This window comes from Microbacterium sp. P5_B6, assembly GCF_056400345.1.
This window is the reverse complement of record NZ_JBFULL010000002.1, coordinates 120,431-144,484: the sequence shown is the minus strand read 5'-3', so window position 1 is coordinate 144,484 and position 24,054 is coordinate 120,431. Positions and strand designations below refer to the sequence as shown.

Genomic DNA, 24,054 nt, shown 5'->3' with positions numbered 1-24,054 from the left:
GAGAAACGAGGTCGAAACAAGGTGTGCGTAGGGTTGCCGGACACCCTCGTCTTCTCTCGCCCTCTGGAGGCCCCATGCCGGCACTTTCCGTGTTGCCCGTCGAGACCCACACGTGGTCGGCGCTCCTCACCCGCACCGATGTCACGCTGGATCGCGGCATCCTGCATCTGCAGCACGATTCGGTGACGGCGGCGGATGCCGAGACCGAGGATCTTCTGCTCGTCGCGGCGACGCTCGAAACTGCCGGCATCGCGACGACACTCATCCGCCACGAGGATCGCGCCCCGGCGATCGTGGTGGACCTGGCAGATCGCGATGCCGCGTTCGACGCCCTGCGTTCCCTGGGACGCCACGAGCCGCTGTACCTCAAGCCCCGCCGAGGCACGGCCACCCTCGCCGCCGAAGTGGATGACGCGCCCGAGCAGCCCTCGTCCTGGCGGGCCTACCGTCCGCGGATCACCCGCCTGAGCGGTCTGCGCTATGGAGCGTCGACCGGCGCACGCCTGGAGTTCTGGCGCTTCGGCGAGGTCATCGAGGCTCCGGTCGCCAACGCGCTTCTTCGCGCCTCGACCGACGCCGACGACGTCCATTACTCGACGGTCGAGCGCTACGGCCGCCAGTGGCGCACGATCGACGGCATGTTCGACCCGCAGCCGGACGAGTTCACCGAGCCCATCGACATCGTCTTCTCGTGGGTCGACGGGTCCTCGAACGAGTTCCAGCGACAGCGCGCAGCCCAGATGGCCGGCTACGTCGTCGGCGACGGCGACGACGGGCCCGCCCGCTACCGCCAGGTCGACGAGCTGCGCTACGCGCTGCGCAGCGTCCACATGCACGCGCCCTGGGTGCGGCGGATCTTCATCGCCACCGACTCCCCCGCCCCCGCCTGGCTGATCGACCACCCCAAGGTCACGATCGTCCGCAGCGAGGACTTCTTCGCCGACACCTCGGCCCTCCCGATCCACAATTCGCACGCCGTCGAGGCGCAGCTGCACCGCATCGACGGGCTGGCGGAGCACTTCCTGTACTCCAACGACGACATGTTCTTCGCACGTCGCGTCGAGCCCGACCTCTTCTTCACCTCCGCCGGCGTCACAAAGTTCGTCGAGTGCGAGGTCCGCATCGGCGCGGGAGATCCCGCGGCCGAGCGCAGCGGTCACGACAACGCTCTGCGGGTCAACCGGGCCCTCCTCCGCGAGCGATTCGGACGCACGATCGTGCGAGACCTCGAGCACTGCGCGACACCGCTGCGCCGCAGCATCCTGTCGGAGATGGAGCGTTCGTTCCCCGACGACTTCACGCGCACGGCGTCTTCGCGCTTCCGCTCCGCGACCGACATCTCGGTGACGAACTGCCTCTATCACTACTACGCACTCATGACCGGGCGGGCGGTGGTCACCCGGCGTCCCCGCGTGCGCTACGTCCAGACGACGATGGCCCGTTCGCTGCGTCGCATGGAGGCCCTCGCCGACCGTCGGGACGTCGACATGTTCTGCCTCAACGACGGCGGGACGCCCGAGATCCCCGAGGACGTGCGGGTCAACGCCCTGCACACGACGCTCGAGCGGATGTTCCCCGTGCGAGCCCCGTGGGAACGAGCCGAGCTCAGCGCAGAACAGTCAGCGGCTCGGTCGGCGCATCCTTCCGCACGACGCTGAGGCTGCCGTGACCGTGAGCCGGGGCGGCCACGATGCCCGCCGCCGTGAGCCGGCGCTGCGCCTCGGCGGCATCGATGTGCTCGAGCGGGATCATGACGTCGACCGGCACGACGGAGTGCACGACGGTCTCGTCGTAAACGTGGATCAGATTGAACGACTGCGCGCCGTCCTGCGGCCGCGTGCCGCCGACCGGCACCGTGAGGTCCTGCGTGTAGCAGGTGGCTGAGGCGACCGAGACGGGGATGCCGGCGAAGGTCGCGAAGGTCGAGTAGTGCAGGTGCCCGGCGATGATCGCCCGGACGTCCGTGCCGCGCAGGACGCTCGCGAGTCGCGATTGATCGCGCAGCTCGACGCTCGCGGCCAGAGGCAGCACGGCCGGCACAGGCGGGTGATGCATCGCGAGGATGGTGCCGAGCGGTGCGGGAGTCGCCAGAACCTCGCGAAGCCACTCGAGCTGCGTGTCCCGCAGCTCACCCCAGTGCTCACCAGGCACCGACGAATCCAGCGTGACGACTCGCAGGCCGTCGAGCTCGTCGACACGATCGACAGGCCGGAGCGGATCGACGCCCCGCTCGCCGAGCAGGTGCTCGCGGAAGCCCGAGCGATCGTCGTGGTTGCCCATCACCCAGAGGACGGGGGCGCCCAGGCGTACGGCGAAGGGCTCGACGAGTTCGCGGATCGCCGCGTACGCGTCGGTCTCACCCCAATCGGCCAGGTCACCGGTGAACACGAGTGCATCGGGACGGATGCCGGATGCCTCGATCGAGCGCAGCGCGCGAGCGAGCCGCTCCGTCGAGTCGATGCGGTCGAAGAGGCGCGAGTCACCGCCGCGCAGATGGGTGTCGCTCAGGTGCAGCAGCACGCGCTCGGGCGCCGGGTATTCTGCGGTGCGCATGGTCGTCATCCCCCTGGCGGGATGCGGACCCGCTCACTCCCCGGCTCTCGAGGCGCGGGTCAATGTTACGGGCATGTTTCGTGACCGGGCGGCAACACGACGTGAACTCTGGCCGAACATCCACGTATCGCTCAGGCGCGGGCGATGCGGACGAAGTCCTCGATCGACAGCTCCTCGCCACGCGCGGTCGCGGCGACTCCTGCTCTGTGGAGGACAGCGGTCGCCTCTGCGGATGTGCCCCCGAGCACCTGTGACAGCGCCTGCCTGAGCATCTTCCGGCGCTGCTGGAAGGCGGCATCCACGATCGCGAAGGTGCGGCGCCGCTCGTCCTCGCTCCCCCGCACCTCGGCATCGCGCTCGAACCCCACCAGGACGCTGTCGACGTTCGGCACGGGCCAGAAGACCTGACGTGAGACGACGCCGGCGAGCCGCCACGGCCCGTACCACGCGGCTTTCACACTCGGTGCGCCGTAGATCTTCGAGCCCGGCGGAGCGGCGAGACGCTCGCCGACCTCGGCCTGAACCATGACCACCCCGCGCTGCAGGTTCGGGAACGTCTCGAGGAAGTGCAGGAGAACCGGGACGCTGACGTTGTACGGAAGGTTGGCGACCAGCACCGTTGGGTCGCCCGGAAGCTCGGTCACCCGCAGCGCGTCGGCGTCGAGCACCGTCAGCGCGCCGTTCCCCACGCCGTGCGCCGCGGCAGTCTCGGGCAGCCGCTCGGCGAGCCGGTGGTCGATCTCGACCGCGGTGACCGAGGCTCCGGTCTCGAGGATCGCGAGCGTCAGGGAGCCGAGTCCGGGGCCGACCTCCACGACGCGATCGGTCGCCTTGACGCCGGCGACGTGCACGATCTTGCGCACCGTGTTGGCATCGACGACGAAGTTCTGCCCCAGCTTCTTCGTGGGCGTGACGTCGAGTTCGGCGGCCAGTGCGCGGATCTCGGCGGCACGGAGAAGGGACACGGGCATGCCACCACAGTAGCGATCCCGCCTTCAAACGATTTTCATACACCCTTTACCTGGGTGAAATCTGGCCTCGCGCAGGCACTTTAGCCTGGAATTGCGAGCTGCTCGTCCCAGCGCTTTCGCGGCCCCACTGCCCCGAACCTGGCCGATGAGACGGAGCCTCCTTTGACACGCCCACCCGCCCGACAGACCGCCCCACCCACTCTTCCCCCACCGACGCGCAACGAGCCGTCGCCCGTGATGATCCTTCTCGTCATCGTGGCAACCATCGGCGTCCTCGCGTACGGAGCATTCCTGCTCGACCCGCGGAATCGCGGTGACCTCCTCCCCTACGCGATGGTGATCGTCGCCGAGACGATTCTCGTCGCGCACGCGCTGCTCTCGATGTGGACGATCCTCTCGAGCGGCCACAATCCCCGCGACTTCGCCTATCACGACGCGGCGACCAAGCTCTTGCCCCCGCTCGCTGAGGGGGATGACACGCCGCACCTGAATGGCGAGCCGGTGCTCGTCGACGTCTTCGTCACGGTCTACGGAGAGGACATCGGCACGATCCGCAGAACCGTCGAGGCAGCCCTGGCGATCCGCGGCAGGCACCGCACCTGGATCCTCGACGACGGCCGCTCGGACGAGGTGCGCGATCTCGCCGCCGAGCTCGGCGCCTGGTATGTCCGCCGACTGAGCTCCAACGGGGCGAAGGCCGGCAACATCAACCACGCGCTCACGCTGGCGAAGGGCGCCTATTTCGCCGTGTTCGATGCGGACTTCGCCCCCAGGCCCGACTTCCTGAACGAGACGCTTCCCTTCTTCGCGAACGACTCGATCGCGTTCGTCCAGACCCCGCAGGCGTATGGGAACCTCCACACGGTGATCGCGCGGGGTGCCGCATACATGCAGACGGTCTTCTACCGTTTCATCCAGCCCGGCCGCAACCGCTTCAACGCAGCCTTCTGCGTCGGCACGAACGTGGTGTTCCGGCGGAGGGCGATCGATGAGATCGGGGGGATCTACACGGACTCCAAGTCCGAGGACGTGTGGACGGCGCTGACCCTGCACGAACGCGGCTGGCGATCCGTCTTCATCCCCGATGTCCTCGCGGTCGGCGATGCTCCCGAGACCGTCGAGGCCTACAGCAAGCAGCAGCTGCGATGGGCGACCGGCGGCTTCGAGATCCTGCTGAGGCACAACCCCCTCGGCCCGAAGCGCAGGCTCACGGCGGACCAGCGGATCCAGTACCTCGTCACGGCATCCTTCTATCTGACAGGGATCTGTCCGCTGCTGCTCCTTCTGGTTCCGCCCCTCGAGATCTACCTCGAGCTGCGGCCGATGAATCTCGACCTGACCGTGTGGACGTGGGCGCTGTACTACGCCGGGTTCTATCTGATGCAGATCCTGCTCGCGTGGTTCGCCGTGGGCTCATTCCGCTGGGAGACGCTCACCCTGGCGACCGTCTCGTTCCCCATCTATGTCAAAGCGCTGTCGAATGTGGTGACCGGCAAAGACGTGGGATGGCATGTGACGGGCTCTGCGTCGACGAAGTCGCCATTCAACTACGCGATCCCGCAGATCCTGTTCTTCGTCTTCCTGGCCCTTACGACTGTCGTGGGAGTGTGGCGGGATGCCGAGAACGGCGTGTTCACGCTCGCCACGGCGTGGAACGCCACGAACACCGTCATCATGGGCGCCTTCCTCGTCGCCGTCATGCGGGAGTCCCGCCATCTGCGCCAGCTGCGCGAGCGCGTGCCGGTCGTCGAGGCGCCGGCCGAGGTCGAGCCCATCACCGTCGTCGCGCGTCCGCTCCCTCTCGAGGCGGCCGTCGCTGGGCAGGACGCGACGCGGCCGGCCCCCGCACAGCGGGACTCAGCGCGGCCCGACTCAACGCAGCCCGACGCACAGCAGTCCAGCACCTCGCACTCGCGCCGCCGGCGCCGAGAGCTCAACCCGACAGGAGGTCGATCATCATGACGTGGGGCAACCGCTTCAGACTTGCATCAGGTCTCATCCTCGTCCTCGCCATCGTCGCCGCCGGAACCCTGCTCTTCACGCAGCGGCAGAACCGCGCTCTCAGCACGACGGCGATGCTCGTCGCCGAGAGCTACCCGGTCGGCACCGACTACGGCGGCATCGTCACGCATCAGTACGTGGAGGCCGGGGACGAGGTCCACGCCGGAGATCCGCTCTTCGACGTGCACAGCCTCCAGCTGCGCCGGGACATCGCTTCCGGCTATGTCGCCGACCCCGCTGTCATCGCCGGAATCGATGAGGAGGGCACGTCGACCGTCATCGCGACGGTGGACGGGACGATCGAGTCGATCGGAGTGCCGCAGGGCGGATTCGCCGCAGCAGGAGGCGTGATCGCGAGCATCGACAAGGCTCAGTCGCTGTACGTCGAAGCCGAGATCGTTCTGAGCGCGCGCGACTACGCCCGCATCGCGGACAACGCCGAAGCCGAGGTGCTGCTGCCCAGCCAGGAGACCTTGATCGGAAAAGTGGCAGGCATCGATGTCGACACGGTCGACGGGCAGGCACTGTCGACCGTGAGGATCGAAAGCGCCCCGCTCGACCAGGCGCGGGCGAGCGGACTCTTCCAGCCGGGCACCCCGGTCTCGGTGAGCATCCACCTGCGCGACGACGGCCCCTTCGCCGGCGTGTCGGACGCGCTCCATGACCTCCTTCGAAAGGTCGGCCTATGACCCGTCGCCACGCGGCCCCCTCCATCGCGGTGCTGGCTGTCATCGCCGCACTCGCCGGCTGCACCGCCCCCACCACGGAATCGGCAGGGGATGCCGTGACCGACGGGGAGTGGAAGACACTGACACCCGCTGCGTCGACCAGCATCGAGGATCTTCCTGTCCAGCAGATCGCGGACCTCGAGATGCCGCGCCTGGCGGACGGCCTCGCCCCGCCGACCAACCGGTGGTTCTCCGGTCTCGTGTTCGGCGACGAGCCCCAGCCGGTCTTCCCGTTCCCTCTCGCGTTCGCAGCGCGTGGGGACGGGTTCACCGTAGATCTCCCGGAGGTGGCGGCCTCAGCCAACACGATCGCCACTCCCTTCGCTGGTGGACTCTCCGTCGAGATCGGATCGACCTCGTTCGACGTCGTGCGCTACGACCCGGTATCCGTGACGCTGGAGTACTCCGACGACGACGGGGCTCTCGGCAGGCTGACGATCGCGGAGGGCTCGCCGGTCGTGTCGTTCCTCGCCACGCGCGACACCGTGCTCCGTCCGTCCGATGCCCTGAAAAGCGCCGGCGACGGCGTGTGGGAGACGCGGGTGGACGGCACGGTGTACGGCGTGCGCGCCCCGGAGGCACGTGACGAGGACGGCGCGCTGCTCGTTCCGAGCGGCGGCACCGCGCAGTGGTTCGCCGTGCCGGAGGACTCGAGCGTCGAAGCGTGGGCCGAGTCGCTCACCACCCCGGTGTCCGAGGTCGAAGTGAGTTATTCGGTCGGCGGCGACTCCGCCGCGACGCGGCTGGTCTACGCCGGCGAGGGAGACACCATCGTGGTGCCGTTCCCCGGTCGCGACACCGATGCCACCTGCGAGCTGGGCACGTTCGACACCGCGTACGGCAGAGCAGAGGCGTGCGCCGCGGGAACCCTCGAGTGGTCGGTGCCTCGGCTGAAGGCGAGCCGCTCATACGACCTGGACGGACTCGAGACTTCGGAACGAGAGGCCCTCGTCTCGCAGCTCGCGGCGGACATCGACGCCGCCGAGCCCGCGCCCGCCGACACCTACTTCGGCGGCAAGAGCCTCGCGCGCATGGCGGGGTTCCTCTCCCTCGCGCGTGATCTCGACGAGCCCGAGATCGCGGATCGGGCAGCAGACCTGCTGTGGAAAGACCTGGAGCCGTGGCTGGACCCGCAGGGCTGCCAGACCAAAGACGCACGTTGCTTCGTGTACGACGACCAGCTCCGGACGGTGGTGGGGTTGACACCGTCGTTCGGTTCCGAGGAGGCCAACGACCACCACTTCCACTACGGCTACTTCCTCTCCGCAGGCGCCGCGCTGGCCGACTATCGACCCGAAACCCTGAAGGAGCTCGCTCCCGTGCTCGACGTGCTCGCGGCCGACGTCGCGAGTGGGGCAGAGGGCGACATGCTGCCGGTGCTCCGGGTGTTCGATCCGTATCGCGGCCACTCCTGGGCGTCGGGGCCCTCCCCCTTCGCGGACGGCAACAACCAGGAGTCCAGCTCCGAAGCCGTCGGCGCGTGGAACGGTCTCGCACTGTGGGCCCGGGCGCGTGGGGATGAGGACCTCACCGAGCGCGCGGACTGGATGCTCTCGGCCGAGGCATCCGCGGCCCGTTCGCTGTGGCTCGAGCCCGACGTCGATGAACTGCCGGACGCGTACGAGCACGGCATCGTCTCGCTCACGTGGGGCGGCAAGCGGGACTACGCGACCTGGTTCAGCCCGGAGCCGTCGGCGATCCTCGGGATCCAGATCCTCCCCGTGGGCCCGATCTCGCTGGACTACCTCGCCGGCTCACAGGATCGCGTGGCGGCCAACGTCGCGGAAGCGGGCGGTGAGAAGGCGTACTCCGGTCCGCTGGGCGATTACGTTTTGATGTATTCGGCGCTGGGCGGGCCTGACGCGCTCGACGCCGCGACGGAAGCCGCTTCACAGCTCCCGGATGACGAGCTCGACGACGGCAATTCGCGGTCGGCGATGCTCGCCTGGCTGGCGGCCGTGCGGTTGTCGCAGGAGCAGTAGCAGTAGCGACACGCCACGCGTCGCCTGTCGGCTCCCAGGCCGGCAGGCGACGCGTCCGCCCGTCCGCTTCTAGGATGGGCGGATGCCTTCGCTCGGCGACCTGATCGCACCTCGCCGCCTGGGCACGGACTTCCGGTGGCTGCTCGCGTCGTCCTGGACGAGCAATCTGGGCGACGGCATCGCCCTGTCAGCGGCGCCGCTGCTCATCGCGTCGATGACCTCATCGCCGATCCTCGTCGCATCCGGGGCCATGATGCAGTTCCTGCCGTGGCTGCTGTTCGGACTGCTCGCCGGTTCCGTTGCCGACCATCACGACCGCCGCCGGCTGGTGATGCTCGCCGATGGGCTCCGCGCGGTCGTCGTGCTGGCACTGGTGGTCTTCCTGGTGACGGGGACCGCGACGGTCTGGATCGTCCTGGCCACGGCGTTCCTGTACGGCACCGCCGAGGTCTTCGCCGATTCCGCAGGCAGCACCCTGCTGCCGATGCTGGTGCGTCCGGTGGACCTCGGGATCGGCAACGCCCGCATGCAGTCGGGGTACCTGGTGGCGAATCAGCTCGCCGGACCGCCGCTCGGCGCCTTCCTCTTCGCGCTCGGATCGGCCTGGCCGTTCCTCGTTCAGATCCTCTGCGTCACGCTCGCGGTCGTCCTCATCTCGAGGATCTCGCGCACGCCGATACCCGACCGGGAGCCCACTCCTTCGGGGACGAAGCGGCAGCCGATCCGCGAGGGCCTGCGGTGGCTGCGCGCCAACGCGCCGGTGCGCACCCTCGTCCTCATCATCTTCGTCTTCAACGTGACGTGGGCGGCACCGTGGGGCGTCCTGGTCCTGTACGCCACCGAGCATCTCGGCATGAGTGCGGTCGGCTACGGCGCGCTGATGGGCGCGAGTGCACTGGGCGGGCTCGTCGGCATCTTCAGCTTCGGCTGGCTGGAGCGCCACATCTCCTTCGCCACGCTGATGCGGGTCTGCCTGTCGCTCGAGGTCGTGATGCACCTCTCGTTCGCACTGACCACGTCAGCGGCGGTCGCGTTCGCCATCATGTTCGGGTTCGGGGCATACGCGTTCGTGTGGGGCACCATATCGACGACGGTGCGCCAGCGTCTGGTTCCGATGGAGCTGCAGGGGCGCATCGCCTCGGTGAACATGGTGGGCGTCTTCGGCGGCCTCGTCGTCGGACAGTTCCTCGGCGGAGTCATCGCGCAGGCGTGGGGGCTGACCGCGCCGTGGTGGTTCGCCTTCGCAGGCTCGGCCGTCACCCTGGCGCTCGTGTGGCGCTCGATCTCGCACATCGCCGCAGCGCCGCCGGCAATCGCCGCGGCGACCGGTTGACCTGCCCTGAACCGACTCAGAACGCGCCGTAGACCTCGACCGTGTTGGCCGCGACCTGCCCGCACAGCTCATCGAGCTCCGCTCCCAGCTCAGCGGCCATGAACCGCAGCGTGACGGGAATCAGGTACGGCGCGTTCGGACGACCCCGGTGCGGAGTCGGCGTGAGGAAAGGGGCATCCGTCTCGACCAGGATCCGCTCCCGGGGAATGATCGCCAGCGCATCGCGCAGGTTCTGCGCGTTCTTGAAGGTGATATTGCCCGCGAACGACAGGTAATAGCCGCGGTCGGCGGCGATCCGCGCCATGTCAGCATCGCCCGAGAAGCAGTGGAAAACAGTCCGGTCCGGTGCCCCGACGCGCTCGAGCGTCTCGAGCACGGCGTCATGGGCCTCGCGGTCGTGGATCTGCATCGCGATGCCGTGCTTCTTGGCCAGTGCGATGTGCGCCTCGAAGCTCTCGAACTGCGCGGGCAGACCCGCCTCCTCGGTGCGGAAGAAGTCGAGTCCCGTCTCGCCGATCGCCCGCACGCGCGGCTGCGCCGCGAGCCCGTCGATCACATCGATCGCCGCGCCGAGCTTGCCGGCCTCGGCATATGCCGGCGCCTCGTTCGGGTGGATCGCCACCGCGGCGAGAACACGAGAGTGGGATGCCGCGGCCTCGGCCGACCACACGCTCGACTCGATGTCGCCGCCCGCCTGCACGACGCCGATGACGCCGACCGCCGCGGCCCGCTCGAGCTGATCGGCCACCGTGAGCGGCTCGTCGCCGTCGGCGATCTCGAGGTGCGCATGGTTGTCGTAGACGGGCACGGCGAGCGGCTCGGGAGCCTCGGGCCAGCGCACGTCGCGCTTCCCGTCGTTGTGCCGCGTGCGGACGTAGTTGCTCGGGTCGGTCATCGGCACAACTCCGTCGATTCGAGCTGATCGGCTGCGTCAGCGGGTCGCAGGGCCCGGCGGAGCGCGCCGGTGAAGGAGTTCTGCAGTTCCATTCGGCTAGACGGTCTGCTCGACGCGGGGGAAGAGCGGCGCGAGCGCGCTCGCCGCCGCGCCGGGGGGCAGGATGCCCCACGCGCCCGCCTCACGGATGGGCTGATCCTGCAGGCTGCCGAGCGTCTCGGCGGCACCGAGCGCCACCCAGAGCTTCTCCGTCGCCACCGGGGTGACCGGCGAGAGCAGCACGGCGAGGGCGCGCAGGCCCTCGGCGGCGGTGTAGAGCACCGTGCCGAGGCGGTCGCGCTTCGCCTCGTCCTTCGCGAGCGCCCACGGCTCGTTCTCGGTGATGTAGAGGTTCAGGGCATCGACGATCGTCCAGATCGCGGCGATCGCCTCGTCGATGCGGAAGCGCTCGATCGCCGCGTCGGCGGCGGCTGCGGCATCCGCCACCGTCTTCTGCACGCCGAGATCGACCTCGGAGTAGTCGCCAGGCGCAGGCACGACACCGTCGAAGTAGCGCTCGATCATCGCCGTGGTGCGCGAGGCGAGGTTGCCGAAGCCGTTGGCGAGCTCGGCCTGGTAGCGGGCCGAGAGGTCTTCCCACGAGAACGACCCGTCCTGCCCGAAGGCGATGGCCGAGAGGAAGTAGAAGCGGTACGCATCCGAGCCGAAGACGTCGGTGATCTCCGTCGGAGCGATGCCCGTGAGCTTCGACTTCGACATCTTCTCGCCGCCGACGAGCAGCCAGCCGTGGGCGAAGACACCGCGAGGCACCTCGACGCCCGCCGCCATGAGCATCGCCGGCCAGATGACGGCGTGGAAGCGCAGGATGTCCTTGCCCACCACGTGATAGGCCGGCCAGCGGCGCGCGAACTCCTCAGGATCGCTGCCGTAGCCGACGGCCGTCGCATAGTTCAGCAGGGCATCGACCCACACGTAGATGACGTGGGACTCGTCCCACGGGACCGTGATGCCCCAGTCGAAGGTCGACCGGGAGATCGACAGGTCCTTCAGCCCCTGCTTGACGAAGGAGATGACCTCGTTGCGCGCCGACTCTGGACGGATGAAGTCTGGAACGCTCGAGTAGAGCTCGAGCAGCCGGTCCTGGAATTCGCTCAGCTTGAAGAAGTAGTTCTTCTCCTGGAGGAGCTCGAGCGGCTTCGAGTGGATCGCGCAGACCTTGAGCCCCTCGAACGGGCCCTCGCCGTCGACGATCTCGGCCTCGGTCTTGAACTCCTCGCAGCCGACGCAGTACAGCGCCTCGAACTCGCCCGCGTAGATGTAGCCGCGATCGTGGATCGCCTGCACGAACTGCTTCACGCGCTCCTCGTGGCGAGGCTGCGTCGTGCGGATGAAGTCGTCGTTGGCCACGTCGAGGGTCGTGAGCAGCGGGAACCAGGACTCGCTCACGAGCTTGTCGACCCATTCCTGCGGCGTCGAGCCGTTGGCGGCGGCCGCGCGCATCATCTTCTGGCCGTGCTCGTCGGTGCCCGTCAGCATCCAGGTGTCATCGCCCGCCTGGCGGTGCCAGCGCGCCAGCGTGTCGACGGCCACCGTCGTGTACCCGTGGCCGATGTGAGGCACATCGCTCGGGTAGTAGATGGGCGTGGTGATGTAGAAGGAACTGCCGGAAGTCACCACAGGATTCTAGTTTGGACGGATGCCCGGCCCGGCCGGTGTGACGTCGCACCCCCCTCGGCGGCCTCCGCCGACCTGTGCGGCGATCGGGCTCAGCCCTTGCGGGCCTCGAGCGCCGCGCCGTAGAGCTCCCGCGACGAGTGACCCGTCACTCCGGCGACCTCGGCCGCCGCATCCTTCAGCCTCGTGCCCTCGGCCACCAGGCCGAGAACCTGTGCGACCGCCTCGGGGAACGCCACATCGGCGCGCTGCGCGCCCGACACGACGACGACGATCTCGCCGCGCACGCCGGGCTCGGCCCACGACACCAGCTCGGCCAGTGAGCCGCGGGCGACCTCCTCGTAGAGCTTGGTGAGCTCGCGGCAGACCGCCGCGCGCCGGTCGGCACCGAACGCGACGGCCATGTCGGCGAGAGATGCCCCGATGCGAGCGGGCGACTCGAAGAAGACCATCGTGCGCGGCTCACGCGCGAGGGTGGCGAGCGCCCCGCGCCTCTCGCCCGGCTTGCGCGGCAGGAAGCCCTCGAAGCAGAACCGGTCGGTCGGAAGGCCCGACACGGCCAGCGCCGTCAGCACCGCACTCGGCCCCGGAATGGCGGTCACGACGACGCCCGCCTCTGCCGCGGCGGCGACCACGCCGTATCCCGGATCGCTCACGGTCGGCATTCCGGCATCCGAGAGAAGCAGGACATCCTGCTCCCGGGCGAGCTCGACGAGCTCGGCAGCACGCTGCTTCTCGTTGTGGTCGTGCAGCGCCATCAGGCGGGGCCGATTGGCGACGCCGAGTGCCGAGAGGAGGCGCACGGTGGTGCGGGTGTCCTCGGCGGCGATGACGGTGGCCGACTCGAGCGCCTCCACGAGGCGGCGCGACGCATCGCCGAGATTGCCGATGGGGGTCGCGGCGAGGATGATCACGACGCCCAGCCTAGGCTTGACACCGTGACCGCCACCTCCGAGCCGCTGCTGCCGCCGCTCGTCCGCGAGGCGCGGCCCAGCTTCTACGAGCGATGGCGCCTGAGGCTCGACACCGACCCGCGCGTGCATCGCGTGTGGAGCGTCCTCGCACCCCTGCTCGTGACCCTGCTCGCCGGAATCCTGCGCTTCTGGAACCTCGCGCATCCGCACGCGATCGTGTTCGACGAGACCTACTACGTCAAGGATGCCTGGAGCCAGTGGCATCTGGGCTATCCGTCGTCATGGCCGGAGGACGCCGACACTCGGTTCCTCGCGGGCGAGACCGGCATCTTCACGTCGAACCCGAGCTACGTGGTGCACCCACCGCTCGGCAAATGGATCATCGGCGCAGGCATGGCACTGTTCGGCGCGGACTCCGGTTTCGGCTGGCGGTTCTCGGTCGCCCTGTTCGGCACGGCGACCGTGCTCGTGCTCTACTTCGTGGCGCGGGCGCTCGGCGGCTCGATCGTCAACGCCTCGGTGGCGGCGCTGTTCCTCGCGGTGGACGGGCTCGGCATCGTCCTCAGCCGCGTGTCGATCCTCGACGGCATCCTGACCTTCTTCGTCGTCCTCGGCTTCCTCTTCGTGCTGCTCGACCGGCGAAGGCATCGCGAGCGGCTCCAGGCCGCGATCGAGGCTCGCACGGTCGACGGCCTCGCCCCGATGTGGGGTCCGGTGTTCTGGAACCGCCCGTGGATCCTCGCCGCGGGTGTCGCCCTGGGCGCGGCAACGGCCGTCAAGTGGTCGGGCGTCTACGTGATGGCGGCGCTCGGCGTGTACCTCGTCGTCGATGACGCGCTGAATCGCCGCAAGGCCGGCATCGGGATGTGGCCGACGGATGCCGCCCTCCGCCAGGGAGTCGCGACCTTCCTGGTTTTCGTCCCGATCGCCGTCGTCGTCTATGTGGCCTCCTGGGCAGGATGGCTGCTGACCGACGGCGGCTACGATCGGCACTCGGCCGACGCCTCGCCCGCGACCGGCATCTGGTCGTGGGTGCCGCTGCCGCTGCAGAGCCTCTGGATCTACCACCAGGCCATCTACAACTCGAACATCAGCCTGTCGTCGCCGCACAGCTACGCCAGCCCGGCATGGCAGTGGCCTCTCATGCTCAGGCCCACCTCGATGTTCTATCTCGGCTCGGCGACGGGCGAGAACGGCTGCACCTCCGGCGGCAACGGCTGCTCCGAGGGAATCACGAGCATCGCCAACCCGCTCCTGTGGTGGGCGGCGGTCATCGCCGTGATCTACCTCGTGTGGCGCTGCATCGCGAAGCGCGACGGAGGCGACTGGCTCATCCTGACCGGGGTCGTCGCGACGTACGTGCCGTGGCTCATGTACCCCGACCGCACGATCTTCCAGTTCTACACGATCGTCATCCTGCCGTTCATGATCCTCGCGCTCACCACCCTGCTGCGAGACCTCGCGCAGTTGCGCACCCGTGGTGGGCTCGCCCTAGGCCGGTGGGCATCGGGCCTCTTCATCGTGGCCGTCGTCGTCGTGTCGGCGTGGTTCTATCCCGTGTGGACGGCCATGCCCGTCTCGTACGAATTCTGGTTCTGGCACTTCAAGAGGGACGGCTGGGTGTAGTCCTCCCCGACTCGACGGGACGGGCGTGGTCTTGCTTGTGGTCTGACCACATGTGATAATCGGGGAATGCGCACGATCGAGCAGGCTCTGGACCTTCAGGCCGACGCCGCTGCACACAAGGTCCACGGACTGCAGAACCCCGCACGATTCACGGTCTCGGGGATGCTGGGCGGGGCGTACGTCGGCATCGCCGTGGTGCTCATGCTGAACGTCGCAGCGCCCCTCATCGCCGCGGAGACGGGCATGGGCAAGCTCGTGAGCGGGCTGGTCTTCGGGGTGGCGCTCACGCTCGTCGTGTTCGCGGGAGCCGAACTGGTGACCTCGTCGATGATGACACTCACCCAGGGCACGCTCATGGGCGCGATCAGGCCGTGGCGCGCGGCCGGCGCCCTCTCTTTCACCTTCATCGCCAACCTGCTGGGAGCAGCGGTGTTCGGCGTGCTCGTCGCCGTGTCGGGTGTGCTGCACGCCAATCCCGCCGCCGGCGCGATGCTCGAAGACATGCTCGCCGCGAAGGCCGGCGAGGGTCCGCTCGAGATGTTCGTGCGCGGCATCCTGTGCAACACCCTCGTCTGCCTGGGCATCTGGATGTGCGCCCGCCTGACGAGCGACGGCGCGAAGCTCGCGGTGCTCTTCTGGGCTCTGCTGGCCTTCGTCGCGTCGGGGTACGAGCACGTCGTGGCGAACATGACCACCTACACGCTGGGCCTCATGACGGGCGATCCGAACGCCACCTGGGCCCTCTTCGGCACCAACATCCTGTGGGTGGGCCTCGGCAACCTCGTCGGCGGGGCGATCGTCGTGGGCATGGCGTACTGGGTCGTCGGCGGTTCACCGCGGATGGAGACCGCTCAGCTTCCGAATGCCGAGCCCGTCGTGATCGGGACGCTCACTGGGGTCCAGCCCGTCGTCGCCGACTGACGCGCCACTGTTTCACTCTGCGACGCAGATCGGGAATGTCCGAGCGCGGCATCCGTTGGCCCTCATCATGACAACGATCGGAATCATCGGAGCAGGACACATCGGCAGCCAGGTCGCACGAGCGGCGGTGGCGCACGGGTACGAGGTGGTCATCTCGAACTCGCGTGGCCCCGAGACCCTTGCCGGGCTCATCGACGAACTGGGCCCCCATGCGCGCGCCGCCTCACCGCAGGAGGCTGCCGAGGCCGCGGACATCGCGGTCGTGACCGTGCCCTTCAAGGCCTACACCTCAGTGCCCGTCGAGCCGCTCGCCGGCAAGGTCGTCATCGACACGAACAACTACTACTGGGAGCGCGACGGCCGCGTGCCCGCCCTCGACGAGGGCCGCGCCACCACCTCGGGCCTGCTCCAGGAGCACCTGCCCACGAGCCGGGTCGCCAAGGGCTTCAATCACATCCTCGCCGCCGACATCACCACCGCCGGCGCACCCGCAGGCACGCCCGGCCGACGGGCTCTCGCCACGGCGAGCGACCACGCGGATGCCGCGCAGATCGTCACCGACCTGTACGACCAGTTCGGCTTCGACACCGTCAACATCGGGCCGCTGGCCGACAGCTGGAGGATCGAGCGCGATCAGCCTGCCTATGGCGTCCCCGTGAACCGCGACGAGCTCGTCGACGGCCTGGACAAGGCGGTGCGCGCCGGCGTCGCAGCCTGACTCCATCCACCGCGGGCGGAGGTGCCGAGCGAGAGCTGCGCACCTCCGCCCGTGGTGCGGGCGCCCGTTTCGTGCTCAGTTCAGGGGCGCGAGGCGGAGGCCGCGGCGCGCGCGGCCGCGGGCAGCGCATCCAGCACGCGGTCCAGGGCGGCCTCATCATGCGCGGCCGTGAGGAACCACGCCTCGAAGACGCTCGGAGGCAGCGAGACACCGGCATCCAGCATCGCGTGGAAGAACGCCGGGTAGCGCCAGGCCTCCTGATCGCGCGCGTCGGCGTAGTCGCGCACCTCCCCGTCGCGGAATGCGACGGAGAAGAGGCTGCCGGCGTGCGAGACGACGTGCGCGACGCCGGCTTCGGAGAGCGCCTCATCGAGCGCTGTCGAGACGACCGATGCCGCAGCATCCACTCGTGCGTAGACGTCCGCGTCCGCGAGCCGCATCGTGGCGATCCCCGCAGCCACGGCCAGCGGATTGCCGCTCAGCGTGCCCGCCTGGTAGACGGGACCGAGCGGCGCGAGGAGGTCGAGCAGCTCGGCGCGACCGCCGATGCCGGCGAGCGGCATCCCTCCCCCGATGACCTTGCCGAACGTCACGAGGTCGGGCACCCAGGACCCGCCGGCCGCCCGCTCGAGGCCCAACCAGCCGGCGGGACCGACGCGGAAGCCCGTCAGCACCTCGTCGAGGATGAGGAGGGCGCCGTGCTGGTGAGCGGTGCGGAGGAGGAAGTCGTTGAAGCCCGGCTCGGGCGCGAGGACGCCCGCGTTGGCGCCCGCCGCCTCGGTGATGATCGCCGCGATGCGCCCGGGGTGCGCCTGGAAGGCCGCGTGCACCGCGTCGCGGTCGTTGTAAGGCAGGACGAGGGTCAGCGCCGCGATGTCGGCGGGGACGCCCGCCGAGCCGGGAAGGCCGAGCGTCGCGATGCCCGAGCCGGACTCGGCCAGGAGCCCGTCGGAGTGCCCGTGATAGTGGCCCGCGAACTTCACGATGACATCGCGCCCGGTCGCCCCGCGGGCGACGCGGATGGCCGTCATCGTCGCCTCGGTGCCGGTCGAGACCAGGCGGAGCTTCTCGATCCCCTGTGATCCGTCGATCTTCAGTCGGTCGATGACGAGCTCGGCCAGTTCCGTCTCGCCAGGGGTGGATGCGCCGAAGGACAGTCCGCGGGATGCCGCCTCCTGAACCGCCGCCACCACCGCGGGGTGGGCATGGCCGAGGAGCGCAGGCCCCCACGACGCCACGAGGTCGATGTACTCGCGGCCGGTGACGTCGGTGACCGTCGCACCGCGCGCGGCGACGATCGACAGCGGCGTTCCCCCGACTGAGCCGAAGGCGCGCACGGGCGAGTTGACTCCGCCGGGGATGACCGCCCGCGCGCGGGCTGCGGCATCCGCGTTCGTCATCGCGTTCATGCGCGCGCCCACCGTTCTGCGGCCTCGACAGCCCAGTAGGTGAGGACGGCATCGGCGCCCGCACGGACGATGCTCGTGAGCGACTCGTCGATCGCCCGCTCCCGGTCGATCCAGCCGTGCGCGGCCGCCGCCTCGACCATCGCGTACTCGCCGCTCACCTGGTAGGCCCACACGGGCACGGGCGAGACGGCGGCCGCGTCGGCGAGCACGTCGAGGTACGACATCGCGGGCTTCACCATCACGATGTCGGCGCCCTCGGCCACGTCGAGGGCGATCTCGCGGCCTCCCTCGCGTCGGTTGGCGGGATCCAGCTGATAGGAGCGGCGGTCGCCCTCCAGCGATGACTGCACGGCGTCGCGGAACGGGCCGTAGAACGCCGACGCGTACTTGGCGGCGTAGCCGAGCAGAGCGACGTCCTGCCTGGCCCCCGCATCGAGCGTCTCGCGCACCGCGGCCACCTGGCCGTCCATCATGCCGGAGAGGCCGAGCAGGGCCGAGCCCGCGTCGGCCTGTGCCAGCGCCATCTCGCGGTAGCGCTCGAGGCTCGCGTCGTTGTCGACCCTCCCCTGGGCGTCCAGGACCCCGCAGTGGCCGTGATCGGTGAACTCGTCGAGGCAGAGGTCGGTCTGCACGACCAGGGCATCGCCGACCTCGGCTGCGGCGATGCGAGTGGCGACGTTGAGGATGCCCTCCGGGTCGGTGGCACCCGAGCCGGTCGGGTCCTTGTGCTCGGGCACCCCGAACAGCATCACTCCCCCGATGCCGGCCGCCGCCGCGCGGCCGAGCGCGGCCCGCAGTGACTCTGTCGAGTGCTGGACGACGCCGGGCATCGACGCGATGGGCTGCGGATCCGACACGCCTTCAGCCACGAAGAGCGGCAGCACGAGCTGGGACGCGTGCAGGCGCGTCTCGGTCGTGAGGCGTCGCCAGGCCGGGGTCGCACGCAGGCGCCGCAGACGGGCCGCAGGGAACGCCGCATCGTGGATGCGGTGGGCACCGTGGAGTGACATGGATGCTCCGGTCAGTCGTGGAGGGGAGCCAGGCGCGCGGCGCCCAGCGAGAGCAGCTCGTCGGCGACGCGGGCCGCGAGCTCGGCGGGCGCGTCGTCGTCTGGAGGCATGGCGTGGGAACTGATGACACGCTCGCCGCCGTCGGGACGGTACACGCGGGCCGTCAGGAACATGAGCTCGTCCTCGATGAAGGCGTGGGCGGCGATCGGTGCCGCACAGCCGGCCTCCAGTCGGGCGAGCACCCCCCGCTCGGCTTCGGCGGCGTAGCGGGTCGCCCGGTGATCGAGCGCCGCGGCGAGGTGCTCGTCACCCCTCCGGGTCTCGACGGCGAGGGCGCCCTGGGCGGGTGCGGTCGGCCACGTGTCGAGCGAGAGGAACTCGGTCACGGCGTCAAGACGACCGATCCGCTCGAGTCCCGCTGCGGCGAGGATGACCGCGTCGAGCGCGCGCTCCGGGTCGTCCGTGGTGAGGCGGTCCAACCGCGAGTCGACGTTCCCGCGGATGTCGACGAGCACGAGATCGGGGCGCTTCGCGGCGAGCTGGGCCCGCCGGCGCGGTGACCCCGTGCCGACGCGGGCACCCTCGGGCAGCCCCGCGAGGTCAAGCCCGTCGCGGGCGCAGACAACATCGCGGGCATCCGCCCGCTTCGGAACGGCGGCGATGGCAAGGCCGTCGGCCGGGGTCGTCGGGAGGTCCTTGAAGGAGTGGACGACAGCATCCACTTCTCCCGCGCGCAGCGCCTCGCGAAGCGCGGTGGCGAAGACGCCCGTCCCGCCGAGCGAGGCCAGCGACTCGGTCGAGCGGTCGCCTTCCGAGACGATGAGCACCAGTTCGGCGCCGAGCGCGTCCGCGACCGTGCCGGCCTGGGAGCGGGCAAGGGTGCTCGCCCGTGTTCCGATGCGGAGGGTCATGAGCGCGGCGTCCCCGTGCTCACGAGAACAGCGTTCGTCGGACCAGCGCTCGTCAGCCCCCTGCTCACGAGAGCACCTCGGCGAGCTCGGACGCGTCGATGCGGCGGCCGGTGAAGAACGGCACCTCTTCGCGCACGTGGCGGCGGGCCTCGGTCGCGCGCAGGTGGCGCATGAGGTCGACGAGATCGGTGACGTCATCGGCTTCGAGCGCAAGGATCCACTCGTAGTCGCCGAGCGCGAAGCTGGCGACGGTGTTGGACTGCACCTGCGGGTACTCGCGGCCCTTGCGCCCGTGGTCGGCGAGCATCTCGCCCCGCTCGGCGGCCGGCAGCACGTACCACTCGTAGCTCCGCACGAAGGGGTAGACCGTGACCCACTCCAGTGGCGCCAGGCCGCGCGCGAACGCCGGAGCGTGGTCGCGGCTGAACTCCGCGTCGCGGTGGACGCCGAGGCTGTTCCACGTCGGCAGCAGTGAGCTGAGCTCGCGCGAGCGCCGCAGGGCACGCAGCGCGGACTGCAGGCCTTCGGCGGAGTCTCCGGTGAGCCACACGAGCACGTCGGCGTCGGCGCGGAGTCCCGAGACGTCGTACAGCGCGCGAACCGTGGAACCCAGTTCGGCGACGACGTCGGCCGCGGCAGGCGCACCCTCGGCGACCGGGGCGGGGTGGGGATCGCGGCGGAACACCGCCCACAGCGTGAAATGGCGAGACTCGGGCGGGACGGGTGCACTCTCGGCGGGGCGCTGGTCGATCGGATCGCTCACTCTTCCATCCTCACCCCTCCCTCGGGTCGGCGGCGAATCCACGAGGCCGCCTGCTCGCGCGCCGTGCGGTCGGCGTGCGCGATCACGGAGGCGAGTCCGGTGCCCGCGGCGGATTCGCCCACCGACCCCTCCTGGGGAGCGGCCACGGCGCTCCGTCGCACCCAGGTACGCAGACTCGAGTCGATCACGCGATCGATCTTCCTGCCGAGGAGGATGCCGGCATCCGCCACCGCGACCGCGACCGCGTCGTCGGGCACGCCGTCGTACGACAGGCGCAGGGCATGCCGCCCGGGCAGCGCCTCCGCCACCCACGACCACTTGGCGCTCAGGTGGGTGAGCGCCCGCGCACGCACACCGGGCGCCCCCTGGGCGACCAGCACGCCCGTGCCCCGCGGAGCGTCGTCGAGCGCGGGCGCCTCGACGACCAGCGTCACGAGAGTCGCCTCGCGCGTGGCAGCGGGATCGGCGGCGGGCTGCGCAGGAACGACGAGCCCAGTGCGCCGGCGACCGCCCACCGTCACGGCGTCCGGACCGACGATCTGGGCGTCGACGCCGAGTTCGATCTCGACGCCACGTCGCAGGCAGTCAGCCACCAGCGCGTCGACGAGGCGGAACATGCCACCCCGGATGCCGGCGACCTGCGATCCGGCGGGGGCCGACGCGCGAAGGGCGAGGACGGCCGCGGCGAGCGAACCGCGCTGGCGGAGCTCCTCCCGGAGCCGAGGGTGGGCACGTTCGACCGGGAGCGCGTCGACGTCTGTCGAGTGGACTCCCCGCACGACCGGCGCCACGAGTCCGTCGGCGACCGCGCTCCCCATGCGCACGCGCACGAGCTCGCCGAGGGACGCGGCATCCGCTCCCCTGCCCGCGGGAAGAAGCAGATCGAGCTGGGCTCGCCAGGCACCCCGGCGGCCGATCGCCCGGATGACATCGGGGGCGAGCGGATTGCCCGGGATGCCCATGACGCTCGTGGCGGGAAGCGGCACGGCGGTGCCGTCGATCCGGTGCAGCCAGGCGGGCGAGGGGCGAGGTGTGACGATGTCGTCGCCGAGCCCGAGCTCGTGCAGCAGCGCGACCACCGCACCTCCCCGCGTGGCGAAGGACTCGGCCGCCGCATCCAGGTCGGCACCGCCGACGTGCTGCCGCGCGACCTGGCCCCCCAGAGTGCCGGACCGCTCGAACAGCGTCACCGACAGCCCCTCGAGCGCGAGCCGGCGCGCCGCGACGAGACCGCCGATCCCCCCGCCGACGACGAGTGCGTCAGAGGGCATGCACGAGTTCGACGATGCGCGTGAGCACCGCCGGGTCGGTGTCCGGCGGGACGCCGTGGCCCAGGTTGACGATGTGCGCGGGTGCCGCCTTGCCTCGCTCGGCGACATCGCGGACGTGCGCGTCGAGGATGGGCCACGGCGCGGTGAGGAGTGCCGGGTCGATGTTGCCCTGCAGCGGAAGACGTCCGCCGAGACGCTGATTCGCGTCGTCGAGCGGCAGTCGCCAGTCGATGCCCACCACGTCGGCACCCAGGCCCGGCAGCAGGTCGAGCATCTCGGTCATGCCGAGGCCGAAGTGGATGCGCGGCACGTCGAGGCCGCGGAGCGCATCAAACGCGCGCCGCGAGTGCGGTGCCACCCGACGCTGGTAGTCGCTGCGCGAGAGGGACCCCGCCCACGAGTCGAAGAGCTGCACCACGCTCGCGCCGGCCTCGGCCTGGGCCCGGATGAAGGCGCCCGTGACGTCGGCGCACCAGTTCAGCAGCGCGGCCCAGGTGTGCGGGTCGGTGCGCATGAGGGCGCGGGTGCGCAGCTGCTCCTTGGAGGGCCCGCCCTCGACGAGGTAGCTCGCCAGCGTGTAGGGCGCCCCGCCGAATCCGACGAGGGGGGTCGCGCCGAGCTCCGCCACGACGATGCGCACCGCCTCCGAGATGGGCGCGAGCGCTTCCGGCTCGATGGGGCGGAGCTTCAGAACGTCGGATGCCGTCCGGATGGGCTCGTCGAGCACGGGGCCACGGCCGGCGACGATGCGCACTCCCACGCCCGCGAGCAGGACGGGCACGACGATGTCGCTGAAGAACACGGCGGCATCCACGCCATGCCGGCGCACGGGCTGCAGCGTGATCTCCGCGGCGAGCGCGGGGTCGAGACACGAGTCGAGCATCTCGGTGCCGGCGCGGATCGCGCGGTACTCCGGCAGCGACCGGCCCGCCTGGCGCATGAACCACACCGGGAGGGTCTCGGGGCGGTCGCCGCGCGCCGCGCGCACGAGCGGCGCATGCGTCGTGCGGCCGTCGGCGAGCGGATGGGACGCCGGCAAGGCGCTCAAGAGGGAGGTCACGCATCCAGGCTAAACTCGTCGGGTGCTGTTCTGCCTCACGGCGAACCACCGGAACACCGGGTTCGACGTCCTCGATCGCATCTCGAGGGCGGCGGGCTCGACCGGCGCCGACGTGCTCGCCGCTCACGACTTCGTGCGCGGTGCCGTTGTCGTCGCCACGTGCAACCGATTCGAGACCTACCTCGAGCTCGACGAGCCCCTCACGGGTGCAACGGTGCTCGCCCGCGAAGCGGTGCTCGAGGCCCTCGCCGATTCCACCGGGACGGATGCCGAGGCCCTCCGCGCGTCCGCCCTCGTGCTGAGCGGCGACGACGTCGTCCGTCACCTCTTCGCGGTGAGCTCGGGCCTGGAGTCCATGGTCGTCGGCGAAGAGGAGATCAGCGGCCAGGTGCAGCGTGCTCTCCGATCGGCCCGGGATGCCGGCACCTCGAGCCCCGAGCTCGAGCAGGCCTTCCAGCGCGCCGCCCGGGCCACCCGCGAGGTGCGGGCCAAGGCCGACCTCGCCGCGGCGGGCCGTTCTCTCGCTCGCCTGGCCCTCGACCTCGCCGACTCCCGCGTCACGGACTGGGCCGACGTCCCCGTCCTCCTCGTCGGCACCGGACGCTACGCGGCCACCACGATCGCCGCGCTGCACGCCCGAGGCGCCGACGACGTCCGGGTCTACTCGGCGACCGGACGCGCCGACGCATTCGCCACGCGCTACGGGATCCGTGCCGAGCACGACCTCCGCACCGCGATCGGCGCCGCGCAGATCGTCATCACGTCCACCGCCCGCTACACCGTCGGCCCGGACGACATCCCCGACTCCCGCCCGCGTCTCATCATCGACCTGGGGCTCCCTCGGAACGTCGAGCCCGCTGTCGGCGACCTCCCCGGCGTCGATCTGCTCGACCTGGAGTTGATCGGCCGGCACGCGTCGATGGCAGAACTCGGCGCGGGAGCGCACGACGTGGTGGGCACGGCCGCTGCGTCTTTCAAGGCCGAGCGCGCAGCCGCTCCCGCGATCGTCGCCTGGCGCACGCACGTGCAGTCGATCCTGGATGCCGAGCTCGCACGCCTGCGCGACGACGACGACCGCGCGGCCACGGCGCTGCGGCATCTGGCCGGCGTCCTCTCGCACGGTCCCACCGCCCGCGCGCGCGAATTCGCGGCGTCCGGGCGCCTCGACGAGTACGAGCGGGCCCTCGAGACGGTGTTCGGGCTGACCATCGCGTCGGGTCTCACCGCCGTCGACGACGAGGAACGCGCCGCAGGCTGAGCCCGCTCCCCGCCCGGGACTCGCGAACCCATGTGTTTCTGCCGAACCCATGAGGT

20 protein-coding genes are annotated in these 24,054 nt (G+C 70.2%); 9 read left to right on the top strand and 11 right to left on the bottom strand.

Features of this window, described 5'->3' with window-relative positions:
* The first annotated feature begins 74 nt into the window (after positions 1-74).
* Positions 75-1,658, top strand: a complete 1,584-nt coding sequence (locus tag AC1DP3_RS02370; protein WP_477290920.1) for a stealth family protein — start codon at positions 75-77, stop codon at positions 1,656-1,658.
* Here the strand turns inward: AC1DP3_RS02370 and AC1DP3_RS02365 are convergent.
* Together AC1DP3_RS02365 and rsmA are read right to left on the bottom strand one after the other, a co-directional pair.
* On the bottom strand, positions 1,606-2,553 hold the full coding sequence (locus AC1DP3_RS02365; RefSeq protein ID WP_477290918.1) for a phosphodiesterase: 948 nt from the start codon (positions 2,551-2,553) through the stop codon (positions 1,606-1,608). The two genes, AC1DP3_RS02370 and AC1DP3_RS02365, sit on opposite strands and share 53 nt — an antisense overlap.
* A gap of 131 nt (positions 2,554-2,684) precedes the next feature.
* Positions 2,685-3,524, bottom strand: a complete 840-nt coding sequence (gene rsmA / locus AC1DP3_RS02360; RefSeq protein WP_477290916.1) for a 16S rRNA (adenine(1518)-N(6)/adenine(1519)-N(6))-dimethyltransferase RsmA — start codon at positions 3,522-3,524, stop codon at positions 2,685-2,687.
* A gap of 237 nt (positions 3,525-3,761) precedes the next feature.
* Between rsmA and AC1DP3_RS02355 the strand changes: the two genes are divergently transcribed.
* The 4 genes from AC1DP3_RS02355 to AC1DP3_RS02340 all read left to right on the top strand — a co-directional run bounded on the left by AC1DP3_RS02355 (position 3,762) and on the right by AC1DP3_RS02340 (position 9,568).
* Positions 3,762-5,486 (top strand): glycosyltransferase family 2 protein, encoded by a 1,725-nt coding sequence (locus AC1DP3_RS02355; protein ID WP_477291845.1) that lies wholly within the window; start codon positions 3,762-3,764, stop codon positions 5,484-5,486.
* A complete protein-coding gene (locus AC1DP3_RS02350; protein ID WP_477290914.1) occupies positions 5,483-6,214 on the top strand; it encodes an HlyD family secretion protein in 732 nt (243 codons plus the stop codon). Before AC1DP3_RS02355 ends, AC1DP3_RS02350 begins: the two co-directional genes overlap by 4 nt.
* Positions 6,211-8,235: a glycosyl hydrolase gene (locus AC1DP3_RS02345; RefSeq protein WP_477290912.1), complete on the top strand. Its 2,025-nt coding sequence runs from the start codon at positions 6,211-6,213 to the stop codon at positions 8,233-8,235. The genes AC1DP3_RS02350 and AC1DP3_RS02345 overlap by 4 nt, the downstream gene beginning before the upstream one ends.
* Positions 8,236-8,317: 82 nt before the next feature.
* Positions 8,318-9,568, top strand: coding sequence for an MFS transporter (locus AC1DP3_RS02340; RefSeq protein WP_477290910.1), 1,251 nt, complete (start codon positions 8,318-8,320; stop codon positions 9,566-9,568).
* 16 nt (positions 9,569-9,584) lie between these two features.
* On the opposite strand, the gene AC1DP3_RS02335 is transcribed toward AC1DP3_RS02340, so the two are convergent.
* The 3 genes from AC1DP3_RS02335 to rsmI all read right to left on the bottom strand — a co-directional run bounded on the left by AC1DP3_RS02335 (position 9,585) and on the right by rsmI (position 13,051).
* Entirely contained in the window at positions 9,585-10,463 is an 879-nt protein-coding gene (locus AC1DP3_RS02335; RefSeq protein ID WP_477290908.1) for a TatD family hydrolase, read from the bottom strand.
* Between the two features lie 96 nt (positions 10,464-10,559).
* Positions 10,560-12,137, bottom strand: coding sequence for a methionine--tRNA ligase (gene metG / locus AC1DP3_RS02330; protein WP_477290906.1), 1,578 nt, complete (start codon positions 12,135-12,137; stop codon positions 10,560-10,562).
* A gap of 92 nt (positions 12,138-12,229) precedes the next feature.
* Positions 12,230-13,051: a 16S rRNA (cytidine(1402)-2'-O)-methyltransferase gene (rsmI, locus tag AC1DP3_RS02325; RefSeq protein ID WP_477290904.1), complete on the bottom strand. Its 822-nt coding sequence runs from the start codon at positions 13,049-13,051 to the stop codon at positions 12,230-12,232.
* A 24-nt stretch (positions 13,052-13,075) separates the two neighbouring features.
* Between rsmI and AC1DP3_RS02320 the strand changes: the two genes are divergently transcribed.
* The 3 genes from AC1DP3_RS02320 (at position 13,076) to AC1DP3_RS02310 (ending at position 16,316) form a co-directional block, all read left to right on the top strand.
* Positions 13,076-14,677, top strand: a complete 1,602-nt coding sequence (locus AC1DP3_RS02320) for a dolichyl-phosphate-mannose--protein mannosyltransferase (RefSeq protein WP_477290902.1) — start codon at positions 13,076-13,078, stop codon at positions 14,675-14,677.
* A gap of 66 nt (positions 14,678-14,743) precedes the next feature.
* On the top strand, positions 14,744-15,598 hold the full coding sequence (locus AC1DP3_RS02315; RefSeq protein ID WP_477290900.1) for a formate/nitrite transporter family protein: 855 nt from the start codon (positions 14,744-14,746) through the stop codon (positions 15,596-15,598).
* A gap of 67 nt (positions 15,599-15,665) precedes the next feature.
* The gene (locus AC1DP3_RS02310) at positions 15,666-16,316 is read left to right on the top strand and encodes an NADPH-dependent F420 reductase (RefSeq protein WP_477290898.1); all 651 of its coding nucleotides are present in this window, start codon (positions 15,666-15,668) and stop codon (positions 16,314-16,316) included.
* Positions 16,317-16,396: 80 nt separating this feature from the next.
* Here AC1DP3_RS02310 and hemL read toward each other — a convergent pair whose 3' ends face one another.
* The 6 genes from hemL to hemE form a co-directional block, all read right to left on the bottom strand.
* Positions 16,397-17,716 (bottom strand): glutamate-1-semialdehyde 2,1-aminomutase, encoded by a 1,320-nt coding sequence (gene hemL / locus AC1DP3_RS02305; RefSeq protein WP_477291843.1) that lies wholly within the window; start codon positions 17,714-17,716, stop codon positions 16,397-16,399.
* Positions 17,717-17,721: 5 nt separating this feature from the next.
* Positions 17,722-18,735 (bottom strand): porphobilinogen synthase, encoded by a 1,014-nt coding sequence (hemB, locus tag AC1DP3_RS02300; protein ID WP_477290896.1) that lies wholly within the window; start codon positions 18,733-18,735, stop codon positions 17,722-17,724.
* 11 nt (positions 18,736-18,746) lie between these two features.
* Complete coding sequence (hemC, locus tag AC1DP3_RS02295) at positions 18,747-19,646, bottom strand: hydroxymethylbilane synthase (RefSeq protein WP_477290894.1); 900 nt, start codon at positions 19,644-19,646, stop codon at positions 18,747-18,749.
* A 64-nt stretch (positions 19,647-19,710) separates the two neighbouring features.
* A complete protein-coding gene (gene hemQ, locus AC1DP3_RS02290) occupies positions 19,711-20,397 on the bottom strand; it encodes a hydrogen peroxide-dependent heme synthase (protein WP_477291841.1) in 687 nt (228 codons plus the stop codon).
* A gap of 8 nt (positions 20,398-20,405) precedes the next feature.
* The gene (locus tag AC1DP3_RS02285) at positions 20,406-21,680 is read right to left on the bottom strand and encodes a protoporphyrinogen/coproporphyrinogen oxidase (RefSeq protein WP_477290892.1); all 1,275 of its coding nucleotides are present in this window, start codon (positions 21,678-21,680) and stop codon (positions 20,406-20,408) included.
* Positions 21,670-22,740 (bottom strand): uroporphyrinogen decarboxylase, encoded by a 1,071-nt coding sequence (hemE, locus tag AC1DP3_RS02280; protein WP_477290890.1) that lies wholly within the window; start codon positions 22,738-22,740, stop codon positions 21,670-21,672. The genes AC1DP3_RS02285 and hemE overlap by 11 nt, the downstream gene beginning before the upstream one ends.
* 22 nt (positions 22,741-22,762) lie before the next feature.
* On the opposite strand from hemE, the gene AC1DP3_RS02275 reads away from it, so the two are divergent.
* Positions 22,763-23,998 carry a glutamyl-tRNA reductase gene (locus AC1DP3_RS02275; RefSeq protein WP_477290888.1) on the top strand — a complete coding sequence of 412 codons (1,236 nt, stop codon included), beginning with the start codon at positions 22,763-22,765 and terminating at the stop codon, positions 23,996-23,998.
* Positions 23,999-24,054 lie beyond the last annotated feature (56 nt).

Coding starts and splice junctions, on each gene's coding strand:
- AC1DP3_RS02370 (WP_477290920.1), top strand. CDS start 75: ATGCCGGCACTTTCCGTGTTGCCCGTCGAGACCCACACGTGGTCGGCG.
- AC1DP3_RS02365 (WP_477290918.1), bottom strand. CDS start 2,553: ATGCGCACCGCAGAATACCCGGCGCCCGAGCGCGTGCTGCTGCACCTG.
- rsmA (WP_477290916.1), bottom strand. CDS start 3,524: ATGCCCGTGTCCCTTCTCCGTGCCGCCGAGATCCGCGCACTGGCCGCC.
- AC1DP3_RS02355 (WP_477291845.1), top strand. CDS start 3,762: ATGATCCTTCTCGTCATCGTGGCAACCATCGGCGTCCTCGCGTACGGA.
- AC1DP3_RS02350 (WP_477290914.1), top strand. CDS start 5,483: ATGACGTGGGGCAACCGCTTCAGACTTGCATCAGGTCTCATCCTCGTC.
- AC1DP3_RS02345 (WP_477290912.1), top strand. CDS start 6,211: ATGACCCGTCGCCACGCGGCCCCCTCCATCGCGGTGCTGGCTGTCATC.
- AC1DP3_RS02340 (WP_477290910.1), top strand. CDS start 8,318: ATGCCTTCGCTCGGCGACCTGATCGCACCTCGCCGCCTGGGCACGGAC.
- AC1DP3_RS02335 (WP_477290908.1), bottom strand. CDS start 10,463: ATGACCGACCCGAGCAACTACGTCCGCACGCGGCACAACGACGGGAAG.
- AC1DP3_RS02315 (WP_477290900.1), top strand. CDS start 14,744: ATGCGCACGATCGAGCAGGCTCTGGACCTTCAGGCCGACGCCGCTGCA.
- AC1DP3_RS02310 (WP_477290898.1), top strand. CDS start 15,666: ATGACAACGATCGGAATCATCGGAGCAGGACACATCGGCAGCCAGGTC.
- hemL (WP_477291843.1), bottom strand. CDS start 17,716: ATGACGAACGCGGATGCCGCAGCCCGCGCGCGGGCGGTCATCCCCGGC.
- hemB (WP_477290896.1), bottom strand. CDS start 18,735: ATGTCACTCCACGGTGCCCACCGCATCCACGATGCGGCGTTCCCTGCG.
- hemC (WP_477290894.1), bottom strand. CDS start 19,646: ATGACCCTCCGCATCGGAACACGGGCGAGCACCCTTGCCCGCTCCCAG.
- AC1DP3_RS02285 (WP_477290892.1), bottom strand. CDS start 21,680: ATGCCCTCTGACGCACTCGTCGTCGGCGGGGGGATCGGCGGTCTCGTC.